The sequence below is a fragment of the Nonomuraea sp. NPDC005501 genome (assembly GCF_040605905.1).
Taxonomy (GTDB): domain Bacteria; phylum Actinomycetota; class Actinomycetes; order Streptosporangiales; family Streptosporangiaceae; genus Nonomuraea.
The window spans coordinates 1-23,907 of record NZ_JBEXDT010000103.1; the positions used below are offsets into that span (position 1 = coordinate 1).

The 23,907-nt window shown below is 71.5% G+C and carries 23 protein-coding genes, 1 other RNA gene and 1 pseudogene; 12 read left to right on the top strand and 13 right to left on the bottom strand.

The window, feature by feature from the left end; all coding sequences use genetic code 11:
• The 6 genes and pseudogenes from ABZS51_RS35465 to ABZS51_RS35490 form a co-directional block, all read right to left on the bottom strand.
• A pseudogene (locus ABZS51_RS35465) lies at positions 1-507 on the bottom strand (NADPH:quinone reductase); the annotation flags it as partial.
• A 42-nt stretch (positions 508-549) separates the two neighbouring features.
• Positions 550-1,983, bottom strand: a complete 1,434-nt coding sequence (locus tag ABZS51_RS35470) for an Nramp family divalent metal transporter (RefSeq protein ID WP_355450562.1) — start codon at positions 1,981-1,983, stop codon at positions 550-552.
• Positions 1,984-2,085: 102 nt separating this feature from the next.
• Positions 2,086-2,919, bottom strand: a complete 834-nt coding sequence (locus ABZS51_RS35475; RefSeq protein WP_355450565.1) for a GNAT family N-acetyltransferase — start codon at positions 2,917-2,919, stop codon at positions 2,086-2,088.
• A 64-nt stretch (positions 2,920-2,983) separates the two neighbouring features.
• Complete coding sequence (locus tag ABZS51_RS35480; protein WP_355450568.1) at positions 2,984-4,417, bottom strand: TetR family transcriptional regulator; 1,434 nt, start codon at positions 4,415-4,417, stop codon at positions 2,984-2,986.
• A gap of 45 nt (positions 4,418-4,462) precedes the next feature.
• Positions 4,463-5,491 carry a dipeptidase gene (locus ABZS51_RS35485; protein ID WP_355450571.1) on the bottom strand — a complete coding sequence of 343 codons (1,029 nt, stop codon included), beginning with the start codon at positions 5,489-5,491 and terminating at the stop codon, positions 4,463-4,465.
• A gap of 60 nt (positions 5,492-5,551) precedes the next feature.
• Complete coding sequence (locus ABZS51_RS35490) at positions 5,552-7,207, bottom strand: NAD(P)/FAD-dependent oxidoreductase (protein ID WP_355450574.1); 1,656 nt, start codon at positions 7,205-7,207, stop codon at positions 5,552-5,554.
• 217 nt (positions 7,208-7,424) lie between these two features.
• Here ABZS51_RS35490 and ABZS51_RS35495 point away from each other — a divergent pair, with 217 nt between their 5' ends.
• The 4 genes from ABZS51_RS35495 to rnpB all read left to right on the top strand — a co-directional run bounded on the left by ABZS51_RS35495 (position 7,425) and on the right by rnpB (position 10,641).
• On the top strand, positions 7,425-8,225 hold the full coding sequence (locus tag ABZS51_RS35495) for a Nif3-like dinuclear metal center hexameric protein (RefSeq protein WP_355450634.1): 801 nt from the start codon (positions 7,425-7,427) through the stop codon (positions 8,223-8,225).
• A gap of 2 nt (positions 8,226-8,227) precedes the next feature.
• Positions 8,228-8,968 (top strand): C4-type zinc ribbon domain-containing protein, encoded by a 741-nt coding sequence (locus ABZS51_RS35500; protein WP_310710902.1) that lies wholly within the window; start codon positions 8,228-8,230, stop codon positions 8,966-8,968.
• Positions 8,965-10,236: a bifunctional RNase H/acid phosphatase gene (locus ABZS51_RS35505; protein ID WP_355450577.1), complete on the top strand. Its 1,272-nt coding sequence runs from the start codon at positions 8,965-8,967 to the stop codon at positions 10,234-10,236. Before ABZS51_RS35500 ends, ABZS51_RS35505 begins: the two co-directional genes overlap by 4 nt.
• Before the next feature lie 11 nt (positions 10,237-10,247).
• An RNA gene (gene rnpB / locus ABZS51_RS35510) (RNase P RNA component class A) lies at positions 10,248-10,641 on the top strand.
• Positions 10,642-10,669: 28 nt separating this feature from the next.
• Here rnpB and ABZS51_RS35515 read toward each other — a convergent pair.
• Positions 10,670-10,933, bottom strand: a complete 264-nt coding sequence (locus ABZS51_RS35515; RefSeq protein WP_355450580.1) for a tyrosine-type recombinase/integrase — start codon at positions 10,931-10,933, stop codon at positions 10,670-10,672.
• A 323-nt stretch (positions 10,934-11,256) separates the two neighbouring features.
• Here ABZS51_RS35515 and ABZS51_RS35520 point away from each other — a divergent pair, with 323 nt between their 5' ends.
• The 5 genes from ABZS51_RS35520 (at position 11,257) to ABZS51_RS35540 (ending at position 16,011) form a co-directional block, all read left to right on the top strand.
• The gene (locus tag ABZS51_RS35520) at positions 11,257-12,045 is read left to right on the top strand and encodes an aminoglycoside phosphotransferase family protein (RefSeq protein ID WP_355450583.1); all 789 of its coding nucleotides are present in this window, start codon (positions 11,257-11,259) and stop codon (positions 12,043-12,045) included.
• Positions 12,046-12,477: 432 nt separating this feature from the next.
• A complete protein-coding gene (locus tag ABZS51_RS35525) occupies positions 12,478-12,621 on the top strand; it encodes a hypothetical protein (RefSeq protein ID WP_355450585.1) in 144 nt (47 codons plus the stop codon).
• Positions 12,622-13,001: 380 nt separating this feature from the next.
• On the top strand, positions 13,002-13,847 hold the full coding sequence (locus ABZS51_RS35530; RefSeq protein ID WP_355450588.1) for a helix-turn-helix transcriptional regulator: 846 nt from the start codon (positions 13,002-13,004) through the stop codon (positions 13,845-13,847).
• Between the two features lie 96 nt (positions 13,848-13,943).
• Positions 13,944-14,879, top strand: coding sequence for an SDR family NAD(P)-dependent oxidoreductase (locus ABZS51_RS35535; RefSeq protein WP_355450591.1), 936 nt, complete (start codon positions 13,944-13,946; stop codon positions 14,877-14,879).
• Positions 14,880-15,573: 694 nt separating this feature from the next.
• Positions 15,574-16,011, top strand: a complete 438-nt coding sequence (locus ABZS51_RS35540) for a hypothetical protein (protein ID WP_355450594.1) — start codon at positions 15,574-15,576, stop codon at positions 16,009-16,011.
• Between the two features lie 160 nt (positions 16,012-16,171).
• Here the strand turns inward: ABZS51_RS35540 and ABZS51_RS35545 are convergent, their stop codons facing one another.
• From ABZS51_RS35545 to ABZS51_RS35560, 4 genes are read right to left on the bottom strand one after another with little or no spacing between them, the layout of a single operon-like run.
• On the bottom strand, positions 16,172-17,203 hold the full coding sequence (locus ABZS51_RS35545) for an ABC transporter ATP-binding protein (RefSeq protein ID WP_355450597.1): 1,032 nt from the start codon (positions 17,201-17,203) through the stop codon (positions 16,172-16,174).
• Positions 17,200-18,063, bottom strand: coding sequence for an ABC transporter permease (locus ABZS51_RS35550; protein ID WP_355450600.1), 864 nt, complete (start codon positions 18,061-18,063; stop codon positions 17,200-17,202). Before ABZS51_RS35550 ends, ABZS51_RS35545 begins: the two co-directional genes overlap by 4 nt.
• Before the next feature lie 6 nt (positions 18,064-18,069).
• Positions 18,070-18,873 carry a molybdate ABC transporter substrate-binding protein gene (gene modA / locus ABZS51_RS35555; RefSeq protein ID WP_355450603.1) on the bottom strand — a complete coding sequence of 268 codons (804 nt, stop codon included), beginning with the start codon at positions 18,871-18,873 and terminating at the stop codon, positions 18,070-18,072.
• A 9-nt stretch (positions 18,874-18,882) separates the two neighbouring features.
• Positions 18,883-19,296 (bottom strand): helix-turn-helix transcriptional regulator, encoded by a 414-nt coding sequence (locus ABZS51_RS35560; protein ID WP_355450606.1) that lies wholly within the window; start codon positions 19,294-19,296, stop codon positions 18,883-18,885.
• A 349-nt stretch (positions 19,297-19,645) separates the two neighbouring features.
• On the opposite strand from ABZS51_RS35560, the gene ABZS51_RS35565 reads away from it, so the two are divergent.
• Positions 19,646-20,284 (top strand): serine hydrolase domain-containing protein, encoded by a 639-nt coding sequence (locus tag ABZS51_RS35565; protein WP_355450609.1) that lies wholly within the window; start codon positions 19,646-19,648, stop codon positions 20,282-20,284.
• Positions 20,285-20,419: 135 nt separating this feature from the next.
• Positions 20,420-21,427 (top strand): alpha/beta hydrolase, encoded by a 1,008-nt coding sequence (locus tag ABZS51_RS35570; protein WP_355450611.1) that lies wholly within the window; start codon positions 20,420-20,422, stop codon positions 21,425-21,427.
• 35 nt (positions 21,428-21,462) lie between these two features.
• Here ABZS51_RS35570 and ABZS51_RS35575 read toward each other — a convergent pair whose 3' ends face one another.
• Both ABZS51_RS35575 and ABZS51_RS35580 read right to left on the bottom strand, forming a co-directional pair.
• Positions 21,463-21,930 (bottom strand): redoxin domain-containing protein, encoded by a 468-nt coding sequence (locus ABZS51_RS35575; RefSeq protein WP_355450614.1) that lies wholly within the window; start codon positions 21,928-21,930, stop codon positions 21,463-21,465.
• 41 nt (positions 21,931-21,971) lie between these two features.
• Entirely contained in the window at positions 21,972-22,562 is a 591-nt protein-coding gene (locus tag ABZS51_RS35580) for an RNA polymerase sigma factor (RefSeq protein ID WP_355450617.1), read from the bottom strand.
• Positions 22,563-22,813: 251 nt separating this feature from the next.
• Between ABZS51_RS35580 and ABZS51_RS35585 the strand changes: the two genes are divergently transcribed.
• Positions 22,814-23,872, top strand: coding sequence for a helix-turn-helix domain-containing protein (locus ABZS51_RS35585; protein ID WP_355450620.1), 1,059 nt, complete (start codon positions 22,814-22,816; stop codon positions 23,870-23,872).
• Positions 23,873-23,907: the final 35 nt, after the last annotated feature.

Consider the following 23,907-nt stretch of genomic DNA (forward strand, 5'->3'; position numbering starts at 1 on the left):
CACGTGGGCGCCCGCCGCGGCGGCCAGCCGCACCAGGGGCAGGCCGAGCGCGCCGCCCGCGCCGGTCACCAGCACGCGGGAGCCCGGCTTGAGCTCGGCGGCGTCGATCAGGCTGAGCGCCGCCGGGCCCACCTGGATGAGCGCGGCGGCGTCGCGCAGCCGCACCTCGCCGGGCACCGGCACGACCGTCGCCACGTCCGCCACCGCCAGCTCGGCGTACCCGCCGCCGGAGGGCAGCAGCGCGGCCACGCGCCGCCCGGCCCACGAGGGATCGACCCCCTCGCCGGTCGCGAGCACGCGCCCGGCCACGCCGGTGCCGGGCACGTAGGGCGGCTCGTGGGAGAACCACTCACGCCCCCACCCCGACCGCAACTGCGCGTCCAGCGACATGACGTCCACGACCGCGACGCCGATCAGCACCTGTCCCGGCCCCGCGACGGGGTCCGGAGCCTCCCGCGGCTCCAGCACCTCGGGCCCGCCGAACCTCGTCACCTCGATGGTCTTCATGCCACCGAGCATGCAACCCCAAGCGCGATTGAGGTCAAGCCGCTATCCGCCCAGCAGCTTCTGCGTCTGCTGGACGACGGTCAGCACGGTCAGCGTGCCGAAGAAGGCGATCGACCAGACCAGCGCGGCCAGCCGGTACGACCGGACCTTGATGGCGGCCGGCAGGGCGCGGCGGTTCAGCACGATGAGCAGGATCGAGTACACGAACATCATCACGGCCGCGAAGCTCGCCGACAGCACCAGCAGGATCAGCGGCTGGTCGAAGCCGAGCAGCAGGACGGCGATGCCGACCAGCGTCATGGCCCAGACCACGATGAAGTAGACCCGGTTGACCGAGACGGCCCGGTCCCTCAGGTAGACGGTCTTGATCGTGTCGGACGCCAGCCGCGAGGTGTAGTCCACGATGCCCATCGCCGAGGCGAACAGCGCCAGCGCCCCGATCACCCAGAACAGGACCCCGAACCACGTGCCGACCTCGCTCTGCAGCGTCTCGCCCTCCACCTTGAGGAACCCGATGCCGTTGGCCAGGCCCGGCTTCCCGTGCACGGTCGAGTAGGCCAGCATCGACATGAACGCGATCGTCAGGAACGACACCAGCGCGAACGTGGTGGCCTGCTCGACGTTGGCGAAGCGCCACCAGGCCCGCCACCGGGCCAGGTTGGCCTTGGTGGGCGCGAACTGGAAGCCCGTCGAGGAGGCCGCCTCCTCGTGCCCGGTGACCGGGCTGACCAGGCGCGGCACGTACAGGCCCATGCCGAAGCCCTTGTCGCGGATCCAGTTGCTCTGGCACAGGTTCTGCCCGCCGCCCGCGCCCGCGTAGGCGATGGCGCCCATGAGCAGCGCGAAGTCCAGCGGCGGCACCGGGACGCGGGCGCCCACCGTCAGCCCCTTGCCCAGCTCCACCCAGCTCTGGGCGGTGATGGCCAGCACGACCGCCACCACCACCAGGATCGTCACCAGGGCGATCTTCACGAAGATCACCCGTTCCAGCGCGACGTAGATGACCGGCGCCAGCGTCAGCCCGAGCGCGATCACCAGCAGCATGCCGATCGCGATCCAGCGCACGCTGCCCTGGCCGGAGCCGGTCAGGTACGTGACCATGGTGGCCGACGTGGTCACCCAGCCCGGCCACAGGTTCGACGCGAGGGTCATCGCGACGAACACGATGCCCCAGTGCCGCCACATCCGGCTGAACCCGGTCAGCGCGGTCTCCCCGGTGGCCAGCGTGTAACGCTCGATCTCCATGTTGAGGAACCACTGCGTGATGATGCCGATCGCCGCACCCCAGATGAACACCAGCCCGACCTGGGAGGCGATGTACGGCCAGAGGATGAACTCGCCGGAGGCGAGCCCCACGCCCGCGCCCACCAGCCCCGGGCCGATGATGCGCCAGGGGGAGCGCGGCGGTTCGGGTAGGTCGCGGACAGTGACGGACGGCAGGACTCGTGCGGGGACGGTCGGAGTGAACTCCGTCATCGCGGATCTCCTTGTTCGACTCCCGGAGGGAGCTCAAACCAGCGGAAACCCGTTTATTTCCTGGTTTTCACTGACATATTCACATTTGCACAAGATTCGCGGTCAAGCTCCGAGAGCCGGTCCGCCCGCGCCTCGTGTCGCCACCACGTACGCGCCGGCGTCCGTGAACCCCACCACCCGGCCGCCCTCCCGCATCAGACCGCCCAGCACGTCACGCACGGCCAGCCGCCACGCCTTGGCCGCGCCCGGGTCCCGCCGCCGCAGCGTCTCGATGTCATGCGGCGTCGCCACCAGCACCACCGGCCCGTCCGCGCGCCCCCTCACCGGCCGCTCGTCCTCCACACCCAGCCCCACGGTGTACGGCGGGGGCGGCGTGTCGGCGGGCGGCCCGGCCAGGTCCCAGACCGTGACCAGCCGGTCGGACTCGTCGCCCTGGTTGATCGCGTCGGTCATCGTGCCGTAGAAGCTCTCCACGTACGCCTCCGGCCGGGCGCCGAGCTTGGCCAGGTTGAAACGGGCGTTGCGCCGCACCAGCGGATCGAAGGTCCAGCTGATCCGGTCCAGTCCGTGCTCCCGGCACCAGGCGCGCTGGTGCAGCTTGAGCGCGTACCCGATGCCGCGTCCGGCCCGCGCGCCGGTCACGTGCGAGTGCAGCGTGCGCTCCGCCGCCCGGAACCCGACCGACGCGCCCACCATGACGTCGTCCTGGTAGGCGGCGGCCACGTAGCCGCCCGCGTGCGCGAACGTGATCATCAGTTCGAGGGTGACGGGGGGATCGCCCGGACTGAAGTGCCAGATGTCGTCGAAGAGCCGGTAGACCTGCTGGAAGTCGCCGATCGCGTGCAGCTCCCGGACCACCACCCCGACCCGGGCCGCGGCCTCCTTCGCGTCCCGTCCGGCGGCGTCGCCCCCGGCCGCCGCCCGCTGCTCACCCATCAACGCACGCCCTTTCCCGTCATGCCCTTGTGCCTGATGCCGCTGTGCCTCGTGCCGTTGTGCCTCATGCCGCGGGCCCCCATGCTCCTGTGCCCGGGTCCGCGCTCCTGCCCGCCGGGCCCCGGCTCCCGGCGTCACCGGCGGCTTCGGAGGCCAGGGCGTACCCGGCTCCCCGGCCGTCGGCCCGCCGTACCAGCCGTCCCGCCGAGACCCGTACGGCGCTCTCCGTCTCGTCGCGCACGGACGTCGTCCCGGCCGCCGCGGCGACGCGCCCGCTCTCGTCGCACACGACCCGCACGCCCGGCCACGCGCCCGGAGGCAGGGCCGTCCGCAGGTGCGCGCCCACGCGGGCCAGCGCGAACCGCGCCAGCGGCCCCAGCTCACCCGGGTCGCCCGTCACCACGACCAGGGTGACCGGCAGTCCGGCGGGCGCGGCCCGTACGGCCTCCTCCAGCGCGGAGAGCCGGCGCAACCCGAGGAACAGCAGCAGCCCGTCGCTCCCCAGGTCGACGGGCGTCCCCAGCAGCGCGTCGGTGGCCGCCGGGGGCGCCCATGGGCCGTCCGGAGCGTACGGCTCCAGCGCCAGGACGGGCGGCAGCGGGGCGGGGCCGGGATCAAGCCCGGCGAGCCGCTCGCACGCCCGCAGGAGATCCTCCCGTGCCTCTCCCGGCTCCGCCCACCCGTGACCGTGCCCGAGAACGCGCCCGTGACCGTGCCCGAGAACGCGCCCGTGATCGCGCTCCTGATCGCGCCCGTGATCGCGCTCCTGATCGCGCCCGTGATTGCGCTCCTGGTCGCGTCCGAGGTCGTGCTCCTGATCGCGTCCGAGATCGTCCCCCCGATCGTGCTCCTGATCGCGCTCGTGACCGGTGCTGCGATCGTCGGCAGGGCCGGAGGCGAGGGCGGCACGCTGGGACGCTCCCTGGAGCATGGTCAGCGCCGCCGCCGCCACCCGCACCAGCCGCCGACCGGGCCGCGCGTCGAGCCGCTCCATGGCCAGTCCGAGCAGCGTCGCGTACAGGGTCATGAGCTGAGCGAACGCCGACCGGCTCGCATCGTCGGCCTGCACCTGCGGCACCAGCTCCCGCCACACGGCCGTCGCGCTCCCCGGCACGGGGTCGTCCAGCCATGCCCGCGCGACCGCCCCGAGCACCGTGGCCACGTCCCCGCCCGCTCCGGCCGCGGACGGGCGCCCGGAACGCGCGTCCCCCAGGAGCGGCCCGTCGGGCCCGTGTGACCCGTCGGGCCCATGCGACACGTCGGGCCCGTGCGACCCGTCCGGTCGGTCCGGCCGGTAGGCGTCGGCGAGGACGGAGAAGAACAGAGCCCGTTTGCCGGGAAAGTTCGAGTAGACCGCGCCCCGCGTGAGCCCCGCCCGCTCCGCTATGTCGTCGATCTTGACGTCGCGGAAGCCCCGCCCGGCGAACTCCGCACGCGCCGCGGCCAGGACGCGCGCCCGGTTGCGCTCCTGCGACTCCGCCCTCGTGATCCTCCCCATACGCTCACGATATCGCCCTGGCCATCGCCCGGATCAGGCCCCCGATCAGGCCAGCCGCTCCGCGAGGAACCGGCGCAGGTTCTCCCCGATGATCTTGCTGACGTCCTTCTCCGGCAGGCCGCGCCGGAGCAGCCCCTCGGTCACCAGAGGCAGCCCCCGGGGTCCCTCCAGACCCGGGACGGCCGCCTTCCCGTCCACGCCTCGCGGGTCCAGGTCCTCGCAGCAGGGCGGGGTCAGGTCCTCCATGACCTCGCGGATGAAGTCGGGGCCGAGGCCGACGTGGTCGACGCCGGCCACGCCCACCACGTGTTCGATGTGGTCCAGCACGTGGTCGAGCGTCGCCGCCCGGGCGTCCTCGGTGAGGAAGGGGGCGAAGAAGTTCACGCAGATGACGCCGCCGGTGGCGGCCACGCCGCGGATCTGGTCGTCGGTGAGGTTGCGGTGGTGGTCGCGCAGCGCGCGGGCCGCCGAGTGCGTGGCCATGACCGGCTCGGTGGCCAGTTCCAGGGCGTGGGCCACTCCCGGCGCGCCCAGGTGCGACACGTCGAACACCATGCCGAGCCGTTCCATCTCCTTCAGCGCGGCGACGCCGTGCGTGGTCAGGCCGCTGCCGGTCGCGTCCTCGCCGCTGCCGTCGGCCAGCGGCGTGCGGCCGAAGTGCGCGATCGAGGCGATCCGGACGCCGAGCCGGTACGCGGTCGAGATGAGCTCCACGCTCGCGTCCAGCCCCGGCATGCTCTCCAGCGCCAGGACCAGCGCGATCCGGCCCGACTCCAGGGCCTCCTCCACATCGGAGGCCCTGAGGCAGAGCCGTACCTCCTCGGGGTTGCCCTCGGCGATCACGTGCGCGCACTCGATCATGCGCAACGTCTGCCGCAGCGCCCCCTCGGGGCGGTACTGGTCGTCCACGAACACCGGCAGCACCTGGAGCCGGACCCCGCCCTCCCGGAGCTGCGGCAGCCACTGCTCGCGGAAGAAGGCGGCCCACCGCTCGGGCGGGCGGGCCGAGACGGCCATGAGGAGGTCGTTGTGGGCGTCCGCCACGACGGAACGGCGATGGAGGGATGAGGTCATGCACCGGACGCTACCGCCCACACCCCACCGAATCCGCGGGGTGCGTCCGCCTCAGGCGGGTCAGGGGGCGGGGCGCAGGTGCCGGTACGCGCGCCGCGGCGGGCGGGACGTCAGTCTGCGGTAGAGGGTGGTGGTGCCGGGCCAGTTGTTGGTGACGCGGCCGTCGGCCGTCTTGTACCAGCTGCGGCAGCCGTCCTGCCACACCATCCGCTCCATCGCGTCGCCCAGCCGCCGCCTCCAGACCGCCATCGCCTCCGGCCGCACCTCCATCGGCCCGTGCGCGGACAGGTCCGGCAGGCAGGCCATGACGTGGTTCACCTGGCATTCCAGCATGAAGACGATCGAGTTGTGACCCAGGTTGGTGTTGGGCCCGTACAGCAGGAACAGGCTCGGGAAGCCGGGCATCGAGATCCCGAGGTACGCCTCCGCGCCGGCGCCCCACCGCTCCGCGAGGTCCGCGCCGTCGCGGCCGGTGACCCTCATCGGCGCGAGGAGCTCGGTGCTCCGGAACCCGGTGGCGTAGACGATCGTGTCGGCCGGATGGAGCCCCTCGGCCGTCTCGACACCCTCCGGCGTGATTCGGATGATCTTCTCGGTGACCACGTCCACGTTCGGCCTGGTCAGGGCGGGATAGAAGGCGCTGTCGATGACGACGCGCTTGCAGCCCGGCGGGTAGCCCGGGGTGAGCTTGGCGCGCAGGGCCGGGTCCGGCACCTGGCGATGCAGGTGCCCGAGGGCGCGGTTGCGCAGCAGGTCGGCGCTCCAGCCCCGGGCGAGGGCCGGGTACAGGGTCGCCTCGGCGTACCGGTAGATCCACTCGCGGTACGCCCGCTGCGCACCCGGCACGTACCGCAGGGCGAGCCTGGCCCAGGGGCCGAATGCGGCGTCGGGCTTGGGGATCACCCAGTTCGGGGTGCGCTGGAAGACCTCCAGCCGTCCGGCGGCCCGGGCGACGAGGGGGATGAGCTGGGCGGCGGACGAGCCGTTGCCGATCACGGCCACCCGCCTGCCCGTCAGGTCGTGGGCGTGGTCCCAGCGGGCTGAGTGAAAGGACGTACCCGCGAAGTCGGAGATTCCGGGTATGTCGGGGAGGTGAGGGCGGTTGAGCTGCCCCACGGCCGCCACGACCACATCGAACGTCTCCACGGAGCCCGATGCTGCCGAGGCCGGCGCTGCGAAGGCGGGCGCTGCGAAGGCGGGTGCTGCGAAGGCGGGTGCTGCGAAGGCGGGTGCTGCGAAGGCGGGCGCCGCGGCGTCCGGTGCTGTGGAGGCGGGTGCTGCTGCGTCCGGTGCCGCGGAGGCCGGTGCCGGGGAGGCGGGTGCCGCGGCCGGATGCGCCTCCGCGGGCTGCGCTGGTGAAGCCGGCGCGGTGGCGACCTGCCATCGGGAGCCGTCGAAGTCGGCGCTCACGACCTCGGTATTGAACCGGATTTTCCGCCTGACGCCGTATTTATCAGCGCAACGATATAAGTAGCCCAGAATTTCGGGCTGCTCCGCGTAACGCCGCGTCCAGCTCGCGTACCTCTCGAACGAGTACGAGTACAGGTGCGACGGGATGTCGCAGCCCGCGCCCGGATAGGTGTTGTCCCGCCACGTCCCCCCGAGGTCGCCCGCCTTCTCGAACACCGTGTACGTCGTGATGCCGGCCCGCTCCAGCCGGATGGCCATGCACAGCCCGCCGAACCCCGCTCCGATGATCGCGATCCTGGGTGCCATCCACGCCTCCTCGAAGGATGGGGAACCAGCTCACGGTACGCCCGGCCCGTCCCGTACGACAGCCCTCGACGACCACGGCGGCGCCTGCTGCCAGGACCGCGACGTCGCCCGGCGGCCCCGCGGTCGGGCCACGACATCTGTCGGGACGGGCCGGCGGGCGGCCGCCGTCGGGGACGGTCCGCCCCGCCGTTCCCGATAGTCTGCCCAGGTGGCTGCAGTGACGCTGGCAGAGGTGATCGAGGTGCTCGAGGCGGCCTACCCGCCCGCCCGGGCCGAGTCGTGGGACGCGGTGGGCCTGGTCTGCGGAGACCCCGCCCAGCCGGTGCGGCGGGTGCTGTTCGCGGTGGACCCGGTGACGGCCGTGGTGGACGAGGCCGTCGAGTGGGGCGCCGATCTGATCGTCGTCCACCACCCGCTCTACCTGCGCGGCACCACCACCGTCGCCGCGAACACGCCCAAGGGCCGCCTCCTCCACACCCTGATCAAGCGCGACATCGCCCTCTACACCGCCCACACCAACGCCGACGTCGCCAACCCCGGCGTCTCCGACGCGCTGGCCCGCGCCGTCGGCCTGGTGGGCGACCTGGTGCCGCTGCGGCCGTTCCCGGACGACCCGTGGCGCGGCCTGGGACGCGTCGGCGAGCTGCCGGAGCCGGTGACGCTGGAGGAGTTCGCGGTCGCGGTGGCCGGCGGCCTGCCGAAGACGTCGTGGGGCATCCGTGTCGCCGGCGACCCGTCGCGCCGCGTGGCCCGCGTGGCCGTCAGCGGGGGAGCGGGCGACTCGCTGCTGGAGACGGCCCGCGCGGCGGGCGTCGACGCCTTCCTGACCGCCGACCTGCGGCACCATCCGGCCAGCGAGTTCGCCGAAGCGGGCGGCCCCGCGCTGATGGACGCCGCTCACTGGGCCACCGAGTGGCCCTGGCTGGACGGCGCGGCGTCCATCCTGCGCGGCGGTGGCGTTACCGTTGAGACGCGCGTCTCCGCCGCGGTCACCGATGCTTGGACAAAAGGATATTGATCATGAAAGCAGCCCCTGACGCCCAGAAGCGACTCCTCGACCTGGCAGAGCTGGACGCCGTCGTCGACCGGCTCGCCCACCGTCGCCGCACGCTGCCCGAGCTGGCCGAGATCGACGAGCAGTCCAAGCGCTACGCCAAGCTCGCCACCGAGGTGATCGAGGCCGAGACCGAGGCCGGCGACCTCGCCCGCGACCAGACCAAGGCCGAGGGCGACGTGGACACCGTCCGCGCCCGCGCCGAGCGCGACCAGAAGCGGCTCGACTCCGGCGCCGTGACCTCGCCGAAGGACCTCGCCAGCCTCCAGTCCGAGATCGCCTCCCTGCACCGGCGGCAGGGCGACCTCGAGGAGGTCGTCCTGGAGATCATGGAGCGGCGCGAGGCCGCCGACAGCAAGGTCACCGACCTGCGCGCCAAGGCCGACGAGCTGGCCGCCGCCCGTGCCGCCGCCGAGGACCGCCGCGACGCCGCGCTCGTCGAGATCGACAAGGAGGCGGGGGAGGCCCAGGGCCGCCGCGCCGCCGTCGCCGGCGACATCCCCGCCGACCTGCTCGCCCTGTACGAGAAGCTCAGGCAGCAGTACGGCGTGGGCGCCGCCATGCTGCGCGGCGGCCGTTGCCAGGGCTGCAAGGTGGCCCTGTCCATCGCCGAGATGAACCGCATCAAGGCCGCCCCCCACGACGACGTGGTGCGCTGCGACGAGTGCCGCCGCATCCTCGTCCGGACCGCAGAGTCGGGCCTGTGACGTCGTACGTCATCGAGGCCGACGGCGGCTCGCGCGGCAACCCCGGGCCGGCCGGTTACGGTGCCGTGGTCCGCGACGCCTCCGACGGCCAGGTGGTGGCGGAGGCGGCCGAGGCCATCGGCGTCACGACCAACAACGTCGCCGAGTACCGCGGCTTGATCGCCGGCCTGCGCGCCGTCCTCGGCGTGGCCGGTGAGGGCGCGGCCGTCGCGGTGCGGATGGACTCCAAGCTGGTCGTCGAGCAGATGGCCGGCCGCTGGAAGATCAAGAACGAGGGGCTGCGCCCGCTCGCCGTCGAGGCGGCCGAGCTGGCGCGGCGGCTGCGCGTGACGGAGTGGACGTGGATCCCCCGCGCCCGCAACACCCACGCCGACCGCCTGGCCAACGAGGCCATGGACGCCGCCGCCAAGGGCCTCCCCTGGAGACGCTCGGCCTCCGCCGACACCGAGACCTCAGCGGCGCCGCGCCCCGGAGCCGGAGGCCCGAAGCAGGGCGACCAGACGGACCTGCTCGACCCGCGCACCGCCTCCCCCGGCCGTTCCGCCGGGGCCGCCTCCGACGACCTCTCGGCGCCCACGGCCTCCGTCGCCGCCGCGCAGCAGCGGCAGGGCGGCGTGCGGTCCCAGGGCACCGGCTGGGGCCCGCCCACCCGCGTGGCCACCTCCCTGCTGCTCCTGCGGCACGGCGAGACGCCGCTCTCGGTCGAGCGCCGGTTCTCCGGCCTCGGCGACGCGGAGCTGACCGAGCACGGCCTCGCCCAGGCCAGGGCGGCGGCCGAGCGGCTGTCCCGGCCGCCGTGCAAGCTGGACGTCATCGTCAGCTCCCCGCTCGCGCGCGCCCGGCGCACCGCGCAGGCGGTGGCCGAGCGGACCGGCCTGCCCGTCGAGGTGGACGACGACCTCAGGGAGACGGACTTCGGGGCGTGGGAGGGTCACACGTTCACCGAGGTGCAGCGGCGGTGGCCGGAGGAGCTGACCCGCTGGCTGGCCGACCCCGGCACGGCCCCGCCCGGCGGCGAGAGCTTCACCCAGGTGGCCGAGCGCGTCCAGCGGGCCTCGGACCGGCTGCTCGAACGCTACGAGGGCCGTACGGTGCTGGTCGTCTCGCACGTGACGCCCATCAAGACGCTCCTGCGGCTGGCCCTGATGGCCCCGCCGGAGGCGCTGTACCGGATGCACCTCGACGTGGCCTGCCTGTCGCTGGTCGAGCACTACGCCGACGGCCGCTGCGTGGTGAAGTCGTTCAACGACACCGCCCACCTGCGATAGTCTCACGGGGACGAGCCGGCCGGGCGACCGCGTCGGGCCCCTTCACGGGGCTCGCCGAGGAAGGTCCGGGCTCCACAGGGCAGGGTGGTCGGTAACACCGACCCGGGGTGACCCGCGGGACAGTGCCACAGAGAACAGACCGCCTCCCGTCCGCGGGAGGTAAGGGTGAAACGGTGGTGTAAGAGACCACCAGCGCCCACGGTGACGTGGGCGGCTCGGTAAACCCCACCCGGAGCAAGGTCAAGAAGGGACGCTCTCCGGAGCGTCCCGCGCGCGACGTTCGAGGGCTGCCCGCCCGAGCCGCGCGGGTAGACCGCTTGAGGCCGCCGGCAACGACGGCCCTAGATGGATGGTCGCCCCTTCGGCAACGAAGGACAAAACCCGGCCTACAGGCCGGCTCGTCACTTCCACCCCTCTGAACTGGGGTGAGCATTCATGCTTCCCTCTTGCTCCGGCCCTGCTCCGCGAGGTCTTTCTCGATCTCAGCGTCGATCGCGCCGCGCCCCAGGTCCTCGTCGCCGGGGAACAGGTGCCTGTACGTGTCGAACGTCTCGCTGACGGTCGCGTGGCCGAGACGCCGCTGGATGCTCTTCGGGTTGAGGTTCGCCGCGATCAGGGTCGAGGCGTAGTAGTGGCGGACGTCGTGGAACCGCGTTCCCTTGGGGAGCCCCGCCTTCTCGACGGCCTCCGCCAGCAATCCCCGAATGACGAGCGCCGGGGGATCTTGCGGTGGCCAGGGTGAAGGCGCGACGGCAGAGTCAGGCCCACGGAAACGACGATGACGGACCTAGCGGTGACAAGAGCTCCGGCCGGGTTCCAGGGCTTTTGAGAGGCACTACACGCGTGCGGGCGGGGCCGTCCCGTTCTGGCCGAGCGCGACAGGCAACGCTGCATGATTGATGACCTGACAGATAGCGCTGCTGGTTCCTGCTTGGATGCCTCCCGAGGCACGTCCGCCAAGTGGGCGCTGGGCGACTCGTCCGTACACGCGAAGAGCGAGATTGCAGGTGAGGGCGACAGATGCTTGATCCGGAGATTCTGGCTGGCGGCGGCGTCAACGAGGTGGTGAGGATCGGCTCGACCGTGCAACGTCCGACTGGGCCGTGGTCACCTGTGGTCCACGGACTCCTACGGCACCTGCGAGCGCAGGGCTTCACCGCGTCGCCTGCGGTCCATGGAGTGACCGATGATGGCTTCGAGATCCTGGACTTCCTGCCGGGTGAGGTCAGCAATTACCCGGCCACCCCTGCGGCCGCCTCCATGGAAGCGCTGGGAAGCGCCGCCGAGCTGCTGCGCTCCTACCATGACGCCACCATGGAATATGCCCGCGACGTGGTCGGCGGCTGGATGCTGCCCGATCGCGTGCCCGTCGAGGTGATCTGCCACGGCGACTACGCTCCGCACAACTGCGTCCTCGACGGTGACAGGGTGGTCGGGATCATCGACTTCGACACCGCGCATCCCGGCCCCCGACTCTGGGACGTCGCCTACGCCGTCTACCGCTGGGCCCCCACCACCGCACCCACCAACGCCGCCGGCTTCGGCACGGCAGAAGAACAAGCCCGCCGCGCGCGCCTGTTCTGCGATCGCTACGGACTCGACGCCGCCGACCTCGCCAGCATGGTCGACACCATCATCGCCCGCCTGCACGCTCTGGTGGACTTCATGTACGCCCAAGCCGCCGCGGGCAACGCGGCCTTCGCAGGCCACCTTGCCGACGGGCACCACCTTCAGTACCTCGCGGATGCTGCCTATCTCAACGAGCAACGGGTTGTTTTCGACCGTCAGCTCGGCCTTGGAGGAGGATGACCCCTGGACCGGGTCGAGCGTGTCATGAAGCTCAACGAGCTCGACCGGATCACGGCCTGCTCGGTGGCGGAAGAGGTGATCTGAGATATGCGCTGGTGAGACAGGCGCAGCGCGCTACCTGCGTCGCGGGTGGTCCACCCCTGGGTGATGAGTAGGTGGGCAGCGTGGCGGACGGCGTCACGCTCGGCCTGCTCGGCGTTGGCCCGCGCGATGCGTGCGCTCACCACGGCATCCAGGGCAGCCGCGGCCTCCGAGTCGGCGGGTGCAAGGTGGACACCGAGTGCCCCGGGTTCTGCCTGGAGGCAGTCGAAGATGAGCTGAGCGACATTCTTCTTGACTTCGACCCAGGTAGCGCCCTGGCCTTGACTGGGCGCCCGTCTGGGAGCTTGGCGGCGGCGGTCCACTGTTACTTCCCGTGAGCTGTGGCGGGCCGTGCTCGACGTCGACCAGGCACTGCTGTTCGTCGTGGCCGAGGCCATCCCTGCGCACCCGCCCACGGTCGTCTACGCACCTCCTGACGTCGTCCAGGAGGTGCTCGGGCGTTTGTCGTTCGAGTGCCGCGCGCGGAGGGCCTGACATGGACGCCGGCATCGCATGCGCCGCCATGTTCACCCTCGACACCCTCAGGCGGGGACAGCGCACGCCACCCGTCGAGGACAGCGCGGACCGCCCTCCCGTTAAGAGGCTCATCACAGTTGGGGATGGTTCCTACGCCGCTGTCGAGATGCAGCGAAGATTGCCCAACTTTTCGGGGGGAACTTTGACGAACCGGTACCGATCGGCCACCGGCGTCGGTTCAGACGGCCCCTGCGGCGGCTGCTGCTGGTGATGCTGGGCAAGTGGTCTGGTCAACTGCGGCGATGGCCGGGCTGAACCGTCCCGTGATTCGTGTGGGCATCTGTCACTGGGACTCTCAGGGCCAGGACAGGGTGTTATATGCATCGCATACTGGGGCGATGGAGTCGTGGGAGTTCGGTCGGACGGTGCGTCGCTGGCGTGACCGGGTGGAGCCGGAAGTGGTAGGGCTGCCGACGAGCAGTCGGCGCCGCGCAACCGGCCTGCGGCGAGAGGAACTGGCCGGGCTCTCCGGCATCTCGACTGACTACCTGACCCGGCTCGAGCAGGGACGGGCGACGTCCCCCTCCCCTCAGGTGGTCGAGGCGTTGGCCCAGGCACTGAGGCTCTCCGACACCGACCGCGCACTCCTCTTCGAGCTTGCCGGCCATCGAACTCCTGGTCGAGGTGTCGTGCCGGCGCGGCTCACCGCCAGCGTGCAGCGCCTCCTCGACCGGCTGGCGGACACTCCGGTGGCCGTCTACGACGCGACCTGGACTCTCCTGGCCGCCAACGCCCCTTACGACGCGCTCATGGGCCTGACGACGGCGTGGCACGGAGTTGAGCGCAACGCGCTCTGGCGCAACTTCGTCGGTCCCGGCAATCGAGTCGTTCACTCGCCGCGGGAAAAGGCGGAGCTCCTGGCGGGACAGGTCGCCGACCTACGTCGTACGGCCGCACGGTACCCGGCAGACCGTCACCTACGCACGCTGATTCAGCAGCTCATCGCCCACAGCCCATACTTCGCCGAACTCTGGGAGCGTGATGATCCTGGGCCGGACCAGGAGCCGTCCAAGCGCAAGCTGGTCGACCACCCCGCGGTCGGACCGATCAACCTCGACTGCGATGTCCTCTTCGTCGCCACCGATGACGTGAGACTCATGGTCTATACCGCCGAGCCCGGCACCGAGGATGCCGAGCGCCTGGCTCTCGCCGTCGTCCTGGGCAACCAGCGGTTGGTCGAGTAGATACGACGGCGGCCCAGGCCGTATGACGCTGGCTCTGGCAGTCCTACGAAAACCGGACGACTGGTTGGCCCGAGGTGACTGCCCAAGACTTGTGGGATGACTCAAGAGAACCCGCACAGCACGTCGCCCGACCGGGCGTGGATCATCACTGGGCCGACGTCTGGCATCGGCCGGCGTACCGCTTTGGAGATGGCCGATCACGGCACTGTCGTGCTCGTCGGCCGAGACCGGGCGCGGCTCGGCGGGGTCGAACGGGAGATTGCTGCGATCGGCGGCCGGGCAGCCTCGGTCGTCGCTGACTTCTCCGACATCGCGAGCGTACGGCGCGCGGCCTCGGAAATCGTCGCCCTCGGCCTGCCGATCGCCGGCTTGCTCAACAACGCCGGCATCATGCCGCTTGAGGCCCGTACAACGTCGCACGGTTGGGACCTGACGTACACCACCAACCACCTCGGCCCCTTCGCGTTCACCGAGGCGCTGCTCCCTCATCTGCCGGACGGCACCCACGTGGTGTTCGTATGTTCCGCCGTCGAGGACCCCGAGCGCCGGCCCGCCGTCGTTGCCGGCTTCCGTGGCAGTCGCTACATCTCTGCCGAGGCCAGCGCTCGTGGCGAGTGGGAACCGGGCGGGGCGTCGCGACCCGGTCTGGATGCCTACGCGACCTCGAAGCAGGGCAACCTCGCCACGGTCCTGGCGTTCGCACGTGAGACCCCCCGGCTGCGCTTCAGCGCGGTCGAGCCAGGCTTCAGTCCTGGCAGCGGCCTCGGACGGGACGCGGGCACCGTGGCTGTGTTCGTGTCGAGGTACGTCCTGTCGCCGATCGCCCCCCTCGTCAAGTACTGGAGCACCCCCAAGCGAGCCGCTCGGATGATCACTCGAGTCCTCACCGACGCCACGGCTGTCACCGGCGTCTATTACGACGAGAACGGCAAGCCGATGGTCGGCTCAGTTCAGGTGAACGACCCTCAGTTCAGCGACCGGGTCGTCACCGAGACGCGTGCTCTGCTCGCCACCGTCCCGAGCACCGAGTGACCGCGGAGTTCGCGTTCGTCGCCGGCGTTCCCTCCGGCATTCGGCCGGGCCTTGTCACCGCGTCGGCCTGTGCCAGCGTCCACGGGCCGCTCAGTGAGCGGCACAGCACGCCGACGGCGGTGGCGGAAAGCTTGGTGAAGAAGCGTCCGATGCGCTTCGGCCGAACCCCTTCGGCGGGATTCGCTTCCTCGACGATCGTCGGTGTGGAAGGGTAACGGCTCATGGCCTGGCTCCTGATGTAGGCAGGTTGCTGGGTCATAGGCCGGGGTTCGGTGCTGGAGTCATCGGGCCTCGGCCGCTTGTTGGTTTCGCGCGGAAGGGGCCGCGGGAACGCTGCATAGGTGCGCGGCTGAGTGTTGTCGGACCTGTATGGACATGGCCGCGTCTTCGGGGGACTGGCCGGATGCCGGGGGACGGGCTCAACCAGATCGTGCGACGGAGCGGGCAGGGCTCAAGGACGCGCACGCCTTACGGTCGTCGAAGCCCGGCCGGGAGGGTCCCCGATCGTGCACGCCCTCCCGGTGGGCAGCCCTGTCCGGTTCGATGACATCCTCGCCCGTCATCTGCTCGCGTTCGCCGCCGGGGCCTGACCGGCCTTCGAGGAAGCTCAGCACAGAAAGTGGCGGCGATCAGTCTTAACAGAATGCGTTCGCACGATTACTCTCAGCTTGCAAGCTCTGTCTAAGGAGAACACATGAGAGTTTCCCCCCGCATCGTCGCCGCGGCCACCGCAGTCCTCGTCGCCGGTGGCCTGCTCACTGCTGCCCCGCCCGCCAACGCCGCGACCGTTACAGAGTTCGTGTATGTGGTGAACAACCTGTCGGAGAGGCTGGTGGTCCACGTAGGAGAGACGAACGCAACGTATGGGCTCGCCGCCGGTGGCGAGCATTGGCTCAATATCAGGGCTCCCTGGGTCGGCAACCAGGGCGAGATGGGCAAGAGCATCACCATCCAGCGGGGCACACGAATCATCTACTGGATCTTCCAGGACTACTGGAACGCCCAGGATCAGATCAAGTACAGCACGACGAACAGCTACGAGCAGAGCGTCCCCGTCGCTGGTAAAAGTACTGGCGGTGGCGAGAGGAGACTCACCATCGTCGTGAACGGCTCACTGTTCATAGATGATTGATGACGCTTCCGGGGGTCGGGGTGGCGTCGATCGATCGGACGGCTGTTCCGTCGTTCCCGAGGTGCTGGTGCCGGGGCGGGAGCTGACACCCCGTTGCCCTGCACGCGCCCGCGGATCTCCTGCCCGCGCAGCCGGGGCAGCCGGAAAGTCGTGCACGTGCTCATGCGGGGTAGGCGTGGGTCTCGGTGGCCTTGACCGAGGCCCAGATCTGCTGGCCGGGGGTCAGGTTGAGGTCGGCGACGGCGGCGGGGGTGATGTCGGCGAAGGCGGTGATGGGGCCGTCGAGGTGTACGCGGACGTTGTCGCCGTGCCGTTCGATGCCGTCGATGCGGGCCTGCCACAGGTTGCGCGGGCTGCCGTCCGGGCGCGTTCGGTAGAGGGCGACGGCGGCGGGCGGGAAGGCGACGAACGCGGGCCCGCCGAGCTGCTCCGAGGTGTGCAGCGGCAGCTCGCCGACCTTGACCCGGGGGCCGTCGGCCACGCCGCGATACAGGTTGAGCCCGACGAGGCGGGCGACGTAGTCGGTGCGGGGACGGCGGGCGACCTCGGCCGGGGTCCCCTGCTGCACGATGACGCCGTTCTCGATGACGATCAGCCGGTCGGCCAGCACCATCGCGTCCAGCGGATCATGGGTGACCAGGACGGTGACGCCGTCGAAGTCGGCCAGGTGGCGGCGCAGCTGGGAGCGGATCTCCAGCCGGGTGTGGGCGTCGAGCGCGGCCAGCGGCTCGTCCAGCAGCAGCAGCTCGGGCCGCACGGCCAGCGCGCGGGCGAGCGCGACTCGCTGGGCCTGGCCGCCGGAGAGCTGCCGCGGCTTGGCGGCGGCACGGTCGGCCAGGCCGACCCGCTCCAGCAGGGCGGCGGCGGTGCGGCGGGCCTCGGCCTTGGACGCGCCCTGGCAGCGCGGTCCGAAGGCGACGTTGTCCAGCGCCGTCAGGTGCGGGAAGAGCAGGTAGTCCTGGAAGACCATGCCGATCGGGCGGCTCTCGGCGGGCAGCGTGTGCAACGGCCTGCCGCCCAGGCGGATCTGACCGCCGGAGGTGCGGGCGAGTCCGGCCAGGGCGCGCAGCGCGGTGGTCTTGCCCGCGCCGTTGGGGCCGAGCAGCGCCACGACCTCGCCGGGGGCGACCTCCAGGGCGATGTCGAGGGTGAAGGCGGGCCTGGTGACCACCAGCCGGGCGTCGAGGGTCATGGCGCGCTCACCCACCGGTCGCGCAGGCCGGCCAGGATGATCACCGAGACGGTCAGCAGCACCAGGCTGAGCACGATCGCCGCCTCCGGCTCCGTCTCCAAGGCCAGGTAGACCGCCAGCGGCATGGTGCGGGTGGTGCCCGGGAAGTTGCCGGCGAACGTGATCGTCGCGCCGAACTCGCCCAGCGCTCGCGCCCAGCACAACACCGCCCCGGCCACGACGCCCGGCATGACCATCGGCAACGTCACCCGCCGGAAAACCGTCCAGCGCGAGGCGCCGAGCGTGGCCGCGGCCTCCTCGAACCGCTGGTCGGCCCCGCGCAGCGCGCCCTCCACGCTGATCACGAGGAACGGCATCGCCACGAACGCCTCGGCGACGATCACGCCCGCCGTGGTGAACGGCAGCGTGATCCCCAAGGTGGCCTCCAGCCACTGCCCGACCAGCCCGCGCCGCCCGAGCACCAGCAGCAGCGCGACGCCGCCCACCACCGGCGGCAGCACCAGCGGCACGGTGACCAGGGCCCGGACCAGCCGCCGCCCGGGAAACGACACCCGGGCCAGCAGCCAGGCCAGCGGCACCCCGAGCAGCAGGCACACGGCTGTGGCGATGGTGGCGCAGACCAGCGACAGCCGCAACGCCTCCAGCACGTGCGGCTCGGCCAGCCGCCGCAGCAGCGTGGACCAGGGGGCGCGGATCAGCAGCCCGGCCGGCGGCAGCACCAGGAACGCCAGTCCCACCAGCGCGGGCACGACCAGCGTCCACGGCAGCCGCCCGGATACCTCGCGGCCCGCGGCTGGACTCCCGGCCGGCCCGCCACGGGGACCCGCCGAGCCGAGCTGTTCCGGTGCAGAGGAGCTCATCCGGGATCAGGGACCCTCGAAGCCGGCCTTGGTCAGCACGTCCTTGCCCTGCCGCGACAGCACCAGGTCGACGAACTGCTTGCCCAGGTCACCCGCGGGCCCATCGGCGAGGGTGGCGATCGGGTAGTCGTTGACCGCCTTGTCCGCCTCCGGGAACGCGATGCCCCGCACCTTGCCCTCCGAGGCGATCACGTCGGTCCGGTAGACCAGCGCCGCGTCCACCTCACCCAACTCGACCTTGGTCAGCGTCGCCTTGACGTCCTGCTCCAGCGTCACAGGCTTGACCTTGAGCCCGGCCGCGTCCAGCGCCTTGACCGCCGCCGCCCCGCACGGCACCTGCTCGGCGCACAACGCCACCTTCACCCTGGGATCGGCCAAATCCTTGAGCTCGTCCACCTTGGCCGGATTGTCGTTCGGTACGGCGATCTGCAGCTTGTTGCGCACGAACGTGGTCGGCGAACTCGCCGGCGTCGCGTCGGTGACCGTCTTCATCGTGGCCGGGCTCGCCGCGGCGAACACATCCGCCGGAGCCCCCTGGACGATCTGCTGGGCCAGCGTCGCGCTGGAGCCGAAGTTGAACCTCACCGTCGTACCCGGGTGCTCGGCCTCGAAGGACCTGCCGAGCTCGGTGAACGTGCCGGTCAGCGACGCGGCCGCGAACACCGTCACCTCCTTGGCCCCGCCACCGGCGGCCGGCGCCGACGAAGCGGGGGCCGTGGCCGGCGCGCCGGAGCCGCAACCGGACAGGCCCGCCAGCGCGAGCGCGACGGGCAGGGCGATCGTCCATCGGGAGAGACGCCTGAACACCAAGGGGGCTCCTCACACATGGCCGGCCACGCGCTCGTGACCGGGAACCTCCACGACGACGTTGGTGGACTTGATCACGGCGACCGCCACCACCCCCACCTCCAGGCCCAGCTCGTCCGCGGCCTGGCGGCTCATCAGCGACACCACCCGGAACGGCCCGGCGGCGAGCTCCACCTGTGCCATCACCGCGTCGCGGATCACTTCGGTGACGATCCCGCGAAAGCGGTTACGCGCCGAGGAGCGGCCGCCATCGCCGTCCTCCTCGATCTGCGAGCGGGCGAAGGCGGCCAGGTCGGCGCCGTCGATCCGCCGGTGGCCGTGCTCGTCCCGCTCGGCCCCCAGCCGGCCCGCGTCCACCCACCGGCGGACCGTGTCGGAGCTGACCCCGAGCAGAGCCGCGGCCTCGCTGATCCGGAACGTCGTCACAACCCTCACGATACCTGCCGCACATGCCAGCCTGAAGACCTGAGTGTCCTCGTATCAGCGGCGTTATTAACCGCTCCTCCATGGCATCCACGAGATAGCGTCACGACCCTTGGCGTCTCCCGCCGTGGGCTGCTGACCGGGGACGGCGTTGTGATCATCGCCGGCTGGAAGACGATCCTCTCCGTCTCGGCGGTGGCGCGACCGCCTGGCGAAAATCGCCGAAGGCTGGAATGGACAGTCACTCGCTGAGGCTGTGATGGCGACGATGGGAGTTTTCCGGGCTGAGAACGGACCGAGGACGCGCCACGGAGGACATCGTCCCGGGAGCGCGCGCCCCGTCCGTGTCGCTTTGTTCGGCCCGCTCGGGCTGCGGCAGACCTCGCTTCCCGCCGCCGACGACAATTCCCTTCCGGACCGCCACTCGCACGGCTACATGTACGGCGGATCCTCCTACGGGATGGTCGACAAGCCGTACCCCGCCGGCATGCGGGCCGCCGCACGGATAGGAACGCTCCGGCCCGTCGACTACACCTACCAGAGCCCCTCCTACGCCACCGCCGCCGGTGGGGTCATCTCCACGGCCGACGATCTGGCCACGTGGATCCGAGCACTGGCATCCGGCAAGGTCCTGAACGCCGAGTACCAGCGACAATGGCTGCGCAGCCGGCAACCCGAGGACCCGGACACCCCCGATGGGCAGCAGTACGGCTACGGCATCGCCTATCAACGTTTCGGGCCGAGAGCGTCGATGTACTACCACGGCGGCGAACTTCCGGACTTCAACTCGTTCATGGGTTACGACGCGGACAACGACGTGACGCTCGTGATATGGACGAACCTGACCCTGTCGCCCGACGGCAGGACCACGGCGAACGCCCTGCTGCCGACAGTTCTCGACGAGGTCTACGCCGGGCTGTCGTCGTCGCCCACGCCCTCCCCGGCCACCACCGGTGATGCGGTCCGCGGCGTGCCCCGCCGGGACCCATGACATGCGCCTGTGCCGGATACCCGCCAGATGGCGGGCAACATCCGCCACGTCGCGGTCGAATCATCCGTCCGCCCCGCCCATGATGATGCACAGCGCCGCCGAACGGCTGTGACGCCCCGGAAACCGGAGGGACTCATGAGCATCGACCCGCCTTCCCCCCAGACAGGCTCCACCGTGGGCGCGCCGCCGCCGTTCGACCCGGAGCTGGCGGCGGCGCTGCCGCTGATCAACGAGCACATCCCCCCGTCGATCACCACGGACGTCCTGAGCACGCTGCGATCCGGGGCGGCAGAGGCGGGCTTCACCATCCAGACCGACCTCACCAGGGGAGGGACGTTCCACGTCCAGGAACGGACGGTGCCCGGCCCTGCCGGCGACCCCGACATCTCCCTGCTGGTGTGCCGTCCCGTGGGAGCGGACACGCCGCTGGCCGCGCTCTACCACACGCACGGCGGCGGGATGATCGTCGGCGACAACCGCGTCGGCATGGAGGAGCTCCTTGGATGGGCGGCTGAGCTGCGGCTCGTGGTCGTGTCGGTGGAGTACCGGCTCGCACCGGAGCACCCGCACCCCGCGCCGGTGGAGGACTGCTACGCGGGCCTCGTGTGGACCGCCGAGCACGCCGAGGAGCTGGGGATCGACCCCGAGCGCATCGTCGTCGCGGGCGCCAGCGCCGGCGGCGGACTGGCCGCGGCGCTCGCCCTCATGGCCCGCGACCGCAAGGGCCCGGCCCTGGCCGGCCAGCTCCTCATGTGCCCGATGATCGACGACCGCAACGACACCCCCTCCGCCGTGCAGATGGCCGGACTGGGCGTCTGGGACCGCGCCAGCAACCACACCGGGTGGACGGCACTGCTCGGCGAGCGGCGCGGCGGGCGCGAGGTGTCCCCGTACGCGGCCCCGGCGCGCGCCGACGACCTGTCCGGCCTGCCACCGGCGTTGGTCGACGTCGGCTCGGCGGAGACCTTCCGCGACGAGGCGGTCACGTACGCCTCACGCATCTGGCAGGCCGGCGGACAGGCGGAGCTGCATGTGTGGCCGGGCGGGTTCCACGGGTTCGACGGGATGGTTCCGCACGCCGCCATCTCGCAGGACGCCAAGGCGGCCCGCCTCCGCTGGCTGCGCCGGCTCCTGAGCGCCTGACGACGCTCGACCCCGCCCGGGACGACGACGTCCGGTCAGGCGGGGGAGCGGAGACCCCGGACGGCCGCGGTGATCCCCTTCTTGTCGTAGCTGCCGGTGGGCATGGTGGCGCCGTGAGCGTGGCGGACGACGCCCTGGGAATCGACGAGGATGCTGCCCGACTGCTGCAGCGAGCCGAAGACCTTCCTGCTCAGGCCGATCATCTCGTGCGGGGTGTCCCGGCGGCCTACGACGACGGGGAACGGGATCTGGCGCTTGGCCTTCCACGCGGCCGCTTCCTGACGGTCCTCGGGAACCGCGACAAGCACCTGAACGTCGTCGGCTGCGAGCTCGTCGCGGCACCGGACGAGGTCCTGGACGTGCCTGTTGCAGATCGCGCACGACGTGGACCGCATGAAGTAGATCAGCACGGCATGACCGCCCCGGTGGTCGGACAGGCGGACGGTCCGGCCGTCGGTGTCCTCCAGCAGCAGGTCGGGCGCGGGTGATCCGGTTTCGAGCATGGCGGGACTTCCTCTTCGAACTCGGGTTGTGGGAATGCGGTCTACACAGGCCGGGCGCTGGTGGTTTCGGAGTCATGCGGGCCTTCGGCGGGGCCGGTCATGCCGCCCAAGCTGAGCCGGAGGCTGGTGCGGGCCCGGTGCAGCTGGGACTTCATCGCGGCGTTGCTCAAACCGAGCGACTCTGCGACTCTCCGCCCCGGGTAGCCCAGTACGTCCCGCATGATCAACACTCTGCGCTGGACATGGGGCAGCTCCTGGATCGCCTGCGCGACGCGTTCGGCTTCCAGGCGCTGGATGGCCTCGTCCTCGGCCGACGTCGCCAGACCGGCTTCGGCCTCGTCATCGCGCTCGATCAGCACGTGCGCGCGGCGCAGGCACTCGTTCCGGACGATTCTGAACATCCACGATGCCAATGCCCCGGTGGCGCGCAGTGAGCCGATCTTCCGGTAGAGGATGATCAGCGCTTCCTGCGCGGCGTCCTCGGCATCCTGCGGCGACGCGCAAAGATGCTCCGCGAAGCGCCGCACGTGGGAATGGGCGCCATGGAGCACCGCAGTGATCGACTCGCGATCGCCGGCCTGCGCCGCCTTGATGAGCTGCGTGCTCGCCCAAGCTCGGTCAGCCACGTCCACGCCCTCGCTGTCGCCGGAACCAGATCCTGACGAGCGCCTGCCGCGTCGCCGGCGTCACGACGTCACCCATCCCCATCTCCTACCTCAGTGTGGCCATCACCTCATAAGAGGCCCCCACACCGCGAAAGGATTCGCCGGAATCAGAGCTGATCTCGCCGGGCGCACACGGAGCGGCCCGCCGCCAGACCTCAGCCCGGTCCGTTTCCCTGGAGCGGAGCCGCTCGTCCTTCAAGGTGAGGCAGAATGAGCCGATGAAGGACCTCGTGGGGCGAGTATCCGCGCTCGATCCCGACGCCGGGGCGGCCGTCAAGGTCATCGCCTACTTCGACCGGCTCGGCGAGACGCGGGCCGGCCTGGAGGCGATCGTCCGCGCGGCCGCCGTGCTGGCCGGCTGCCCCACCCGCCTCGTCGACGACGAGCGCCATCTGCGCATCCGAGCGCTGCCCGACGGGCGGCACGAGGACGCCGCCACCCCACCCGATCCCGGCTGGCCGACCGAGCGGGTACGGAGCGGCTCGGCCCGGCTGTGGCTGGAGCGCCCGACGCCTGCCGGGCCCATCGACGCCATCGTGCTGGAACGGGCCGCCGTCGCGGCGCGTGGCGTCCTGGACCGCGCCTGGGGCGGGGCGGCCGGCCGCGCGCCACGCGAGGACCCCGCCCTGGTGGAGTTGCTGCTCAACCCGGGCGCGTCCGACCAGGCCCGGCTGCGCGCCGCCCGCACCCTCAAGCTGGAGGAGAACGCGCTGTTCCAAGCCGTGGCCGTGGCCGGCGGCGCCGCCCGGATCGAACGGAGCACGACAGCGCGCCCGGAGCCGGGCACCCGCCAGGGGCCGCCTGAGCGGCTCGGGGTCGGCCGTGCCGTTCCGGTGCTGGAGCTGCCCGGGTCGTTCCGCTCGGCGCGTCTGGCGTTGCGGCTCACGGCCGAGGGCACGGAGCAGGACCCGGGCCCTCGGGTGGTGTACGCGGACGATCTGGGTGCGCTGGAGCTCCTGGCCGCGGCGGTGGACCCCGGCGGCCGGCAGGACGTTCCCGACGTCCGGGCGCTCGACCGCGCCGGTGCGGCGGCGCCCTGGATGCTCGCCACGCTGCACGCGGTCGCCGAGGCCGCGAGCGTGCGGTCCGCCGCCGGCGAGCTGACGATCCACCACTCGACCCTGCTGGACCGCCTGACCCGCGGAGAGCACCTCCTGGGCTGGAACGTGCGCACCCCTCAGGGACGGCTGCGGCTGCAGTTGGCCTTCGCCGTACGACGCCTGCTCCGTCACCCGGACCCGCGAACGCCCTCACCACCGGGCCCGGCCCCCGCCTGACGGCACGCCGGACAAGCGGATCACCGTACGGAGGG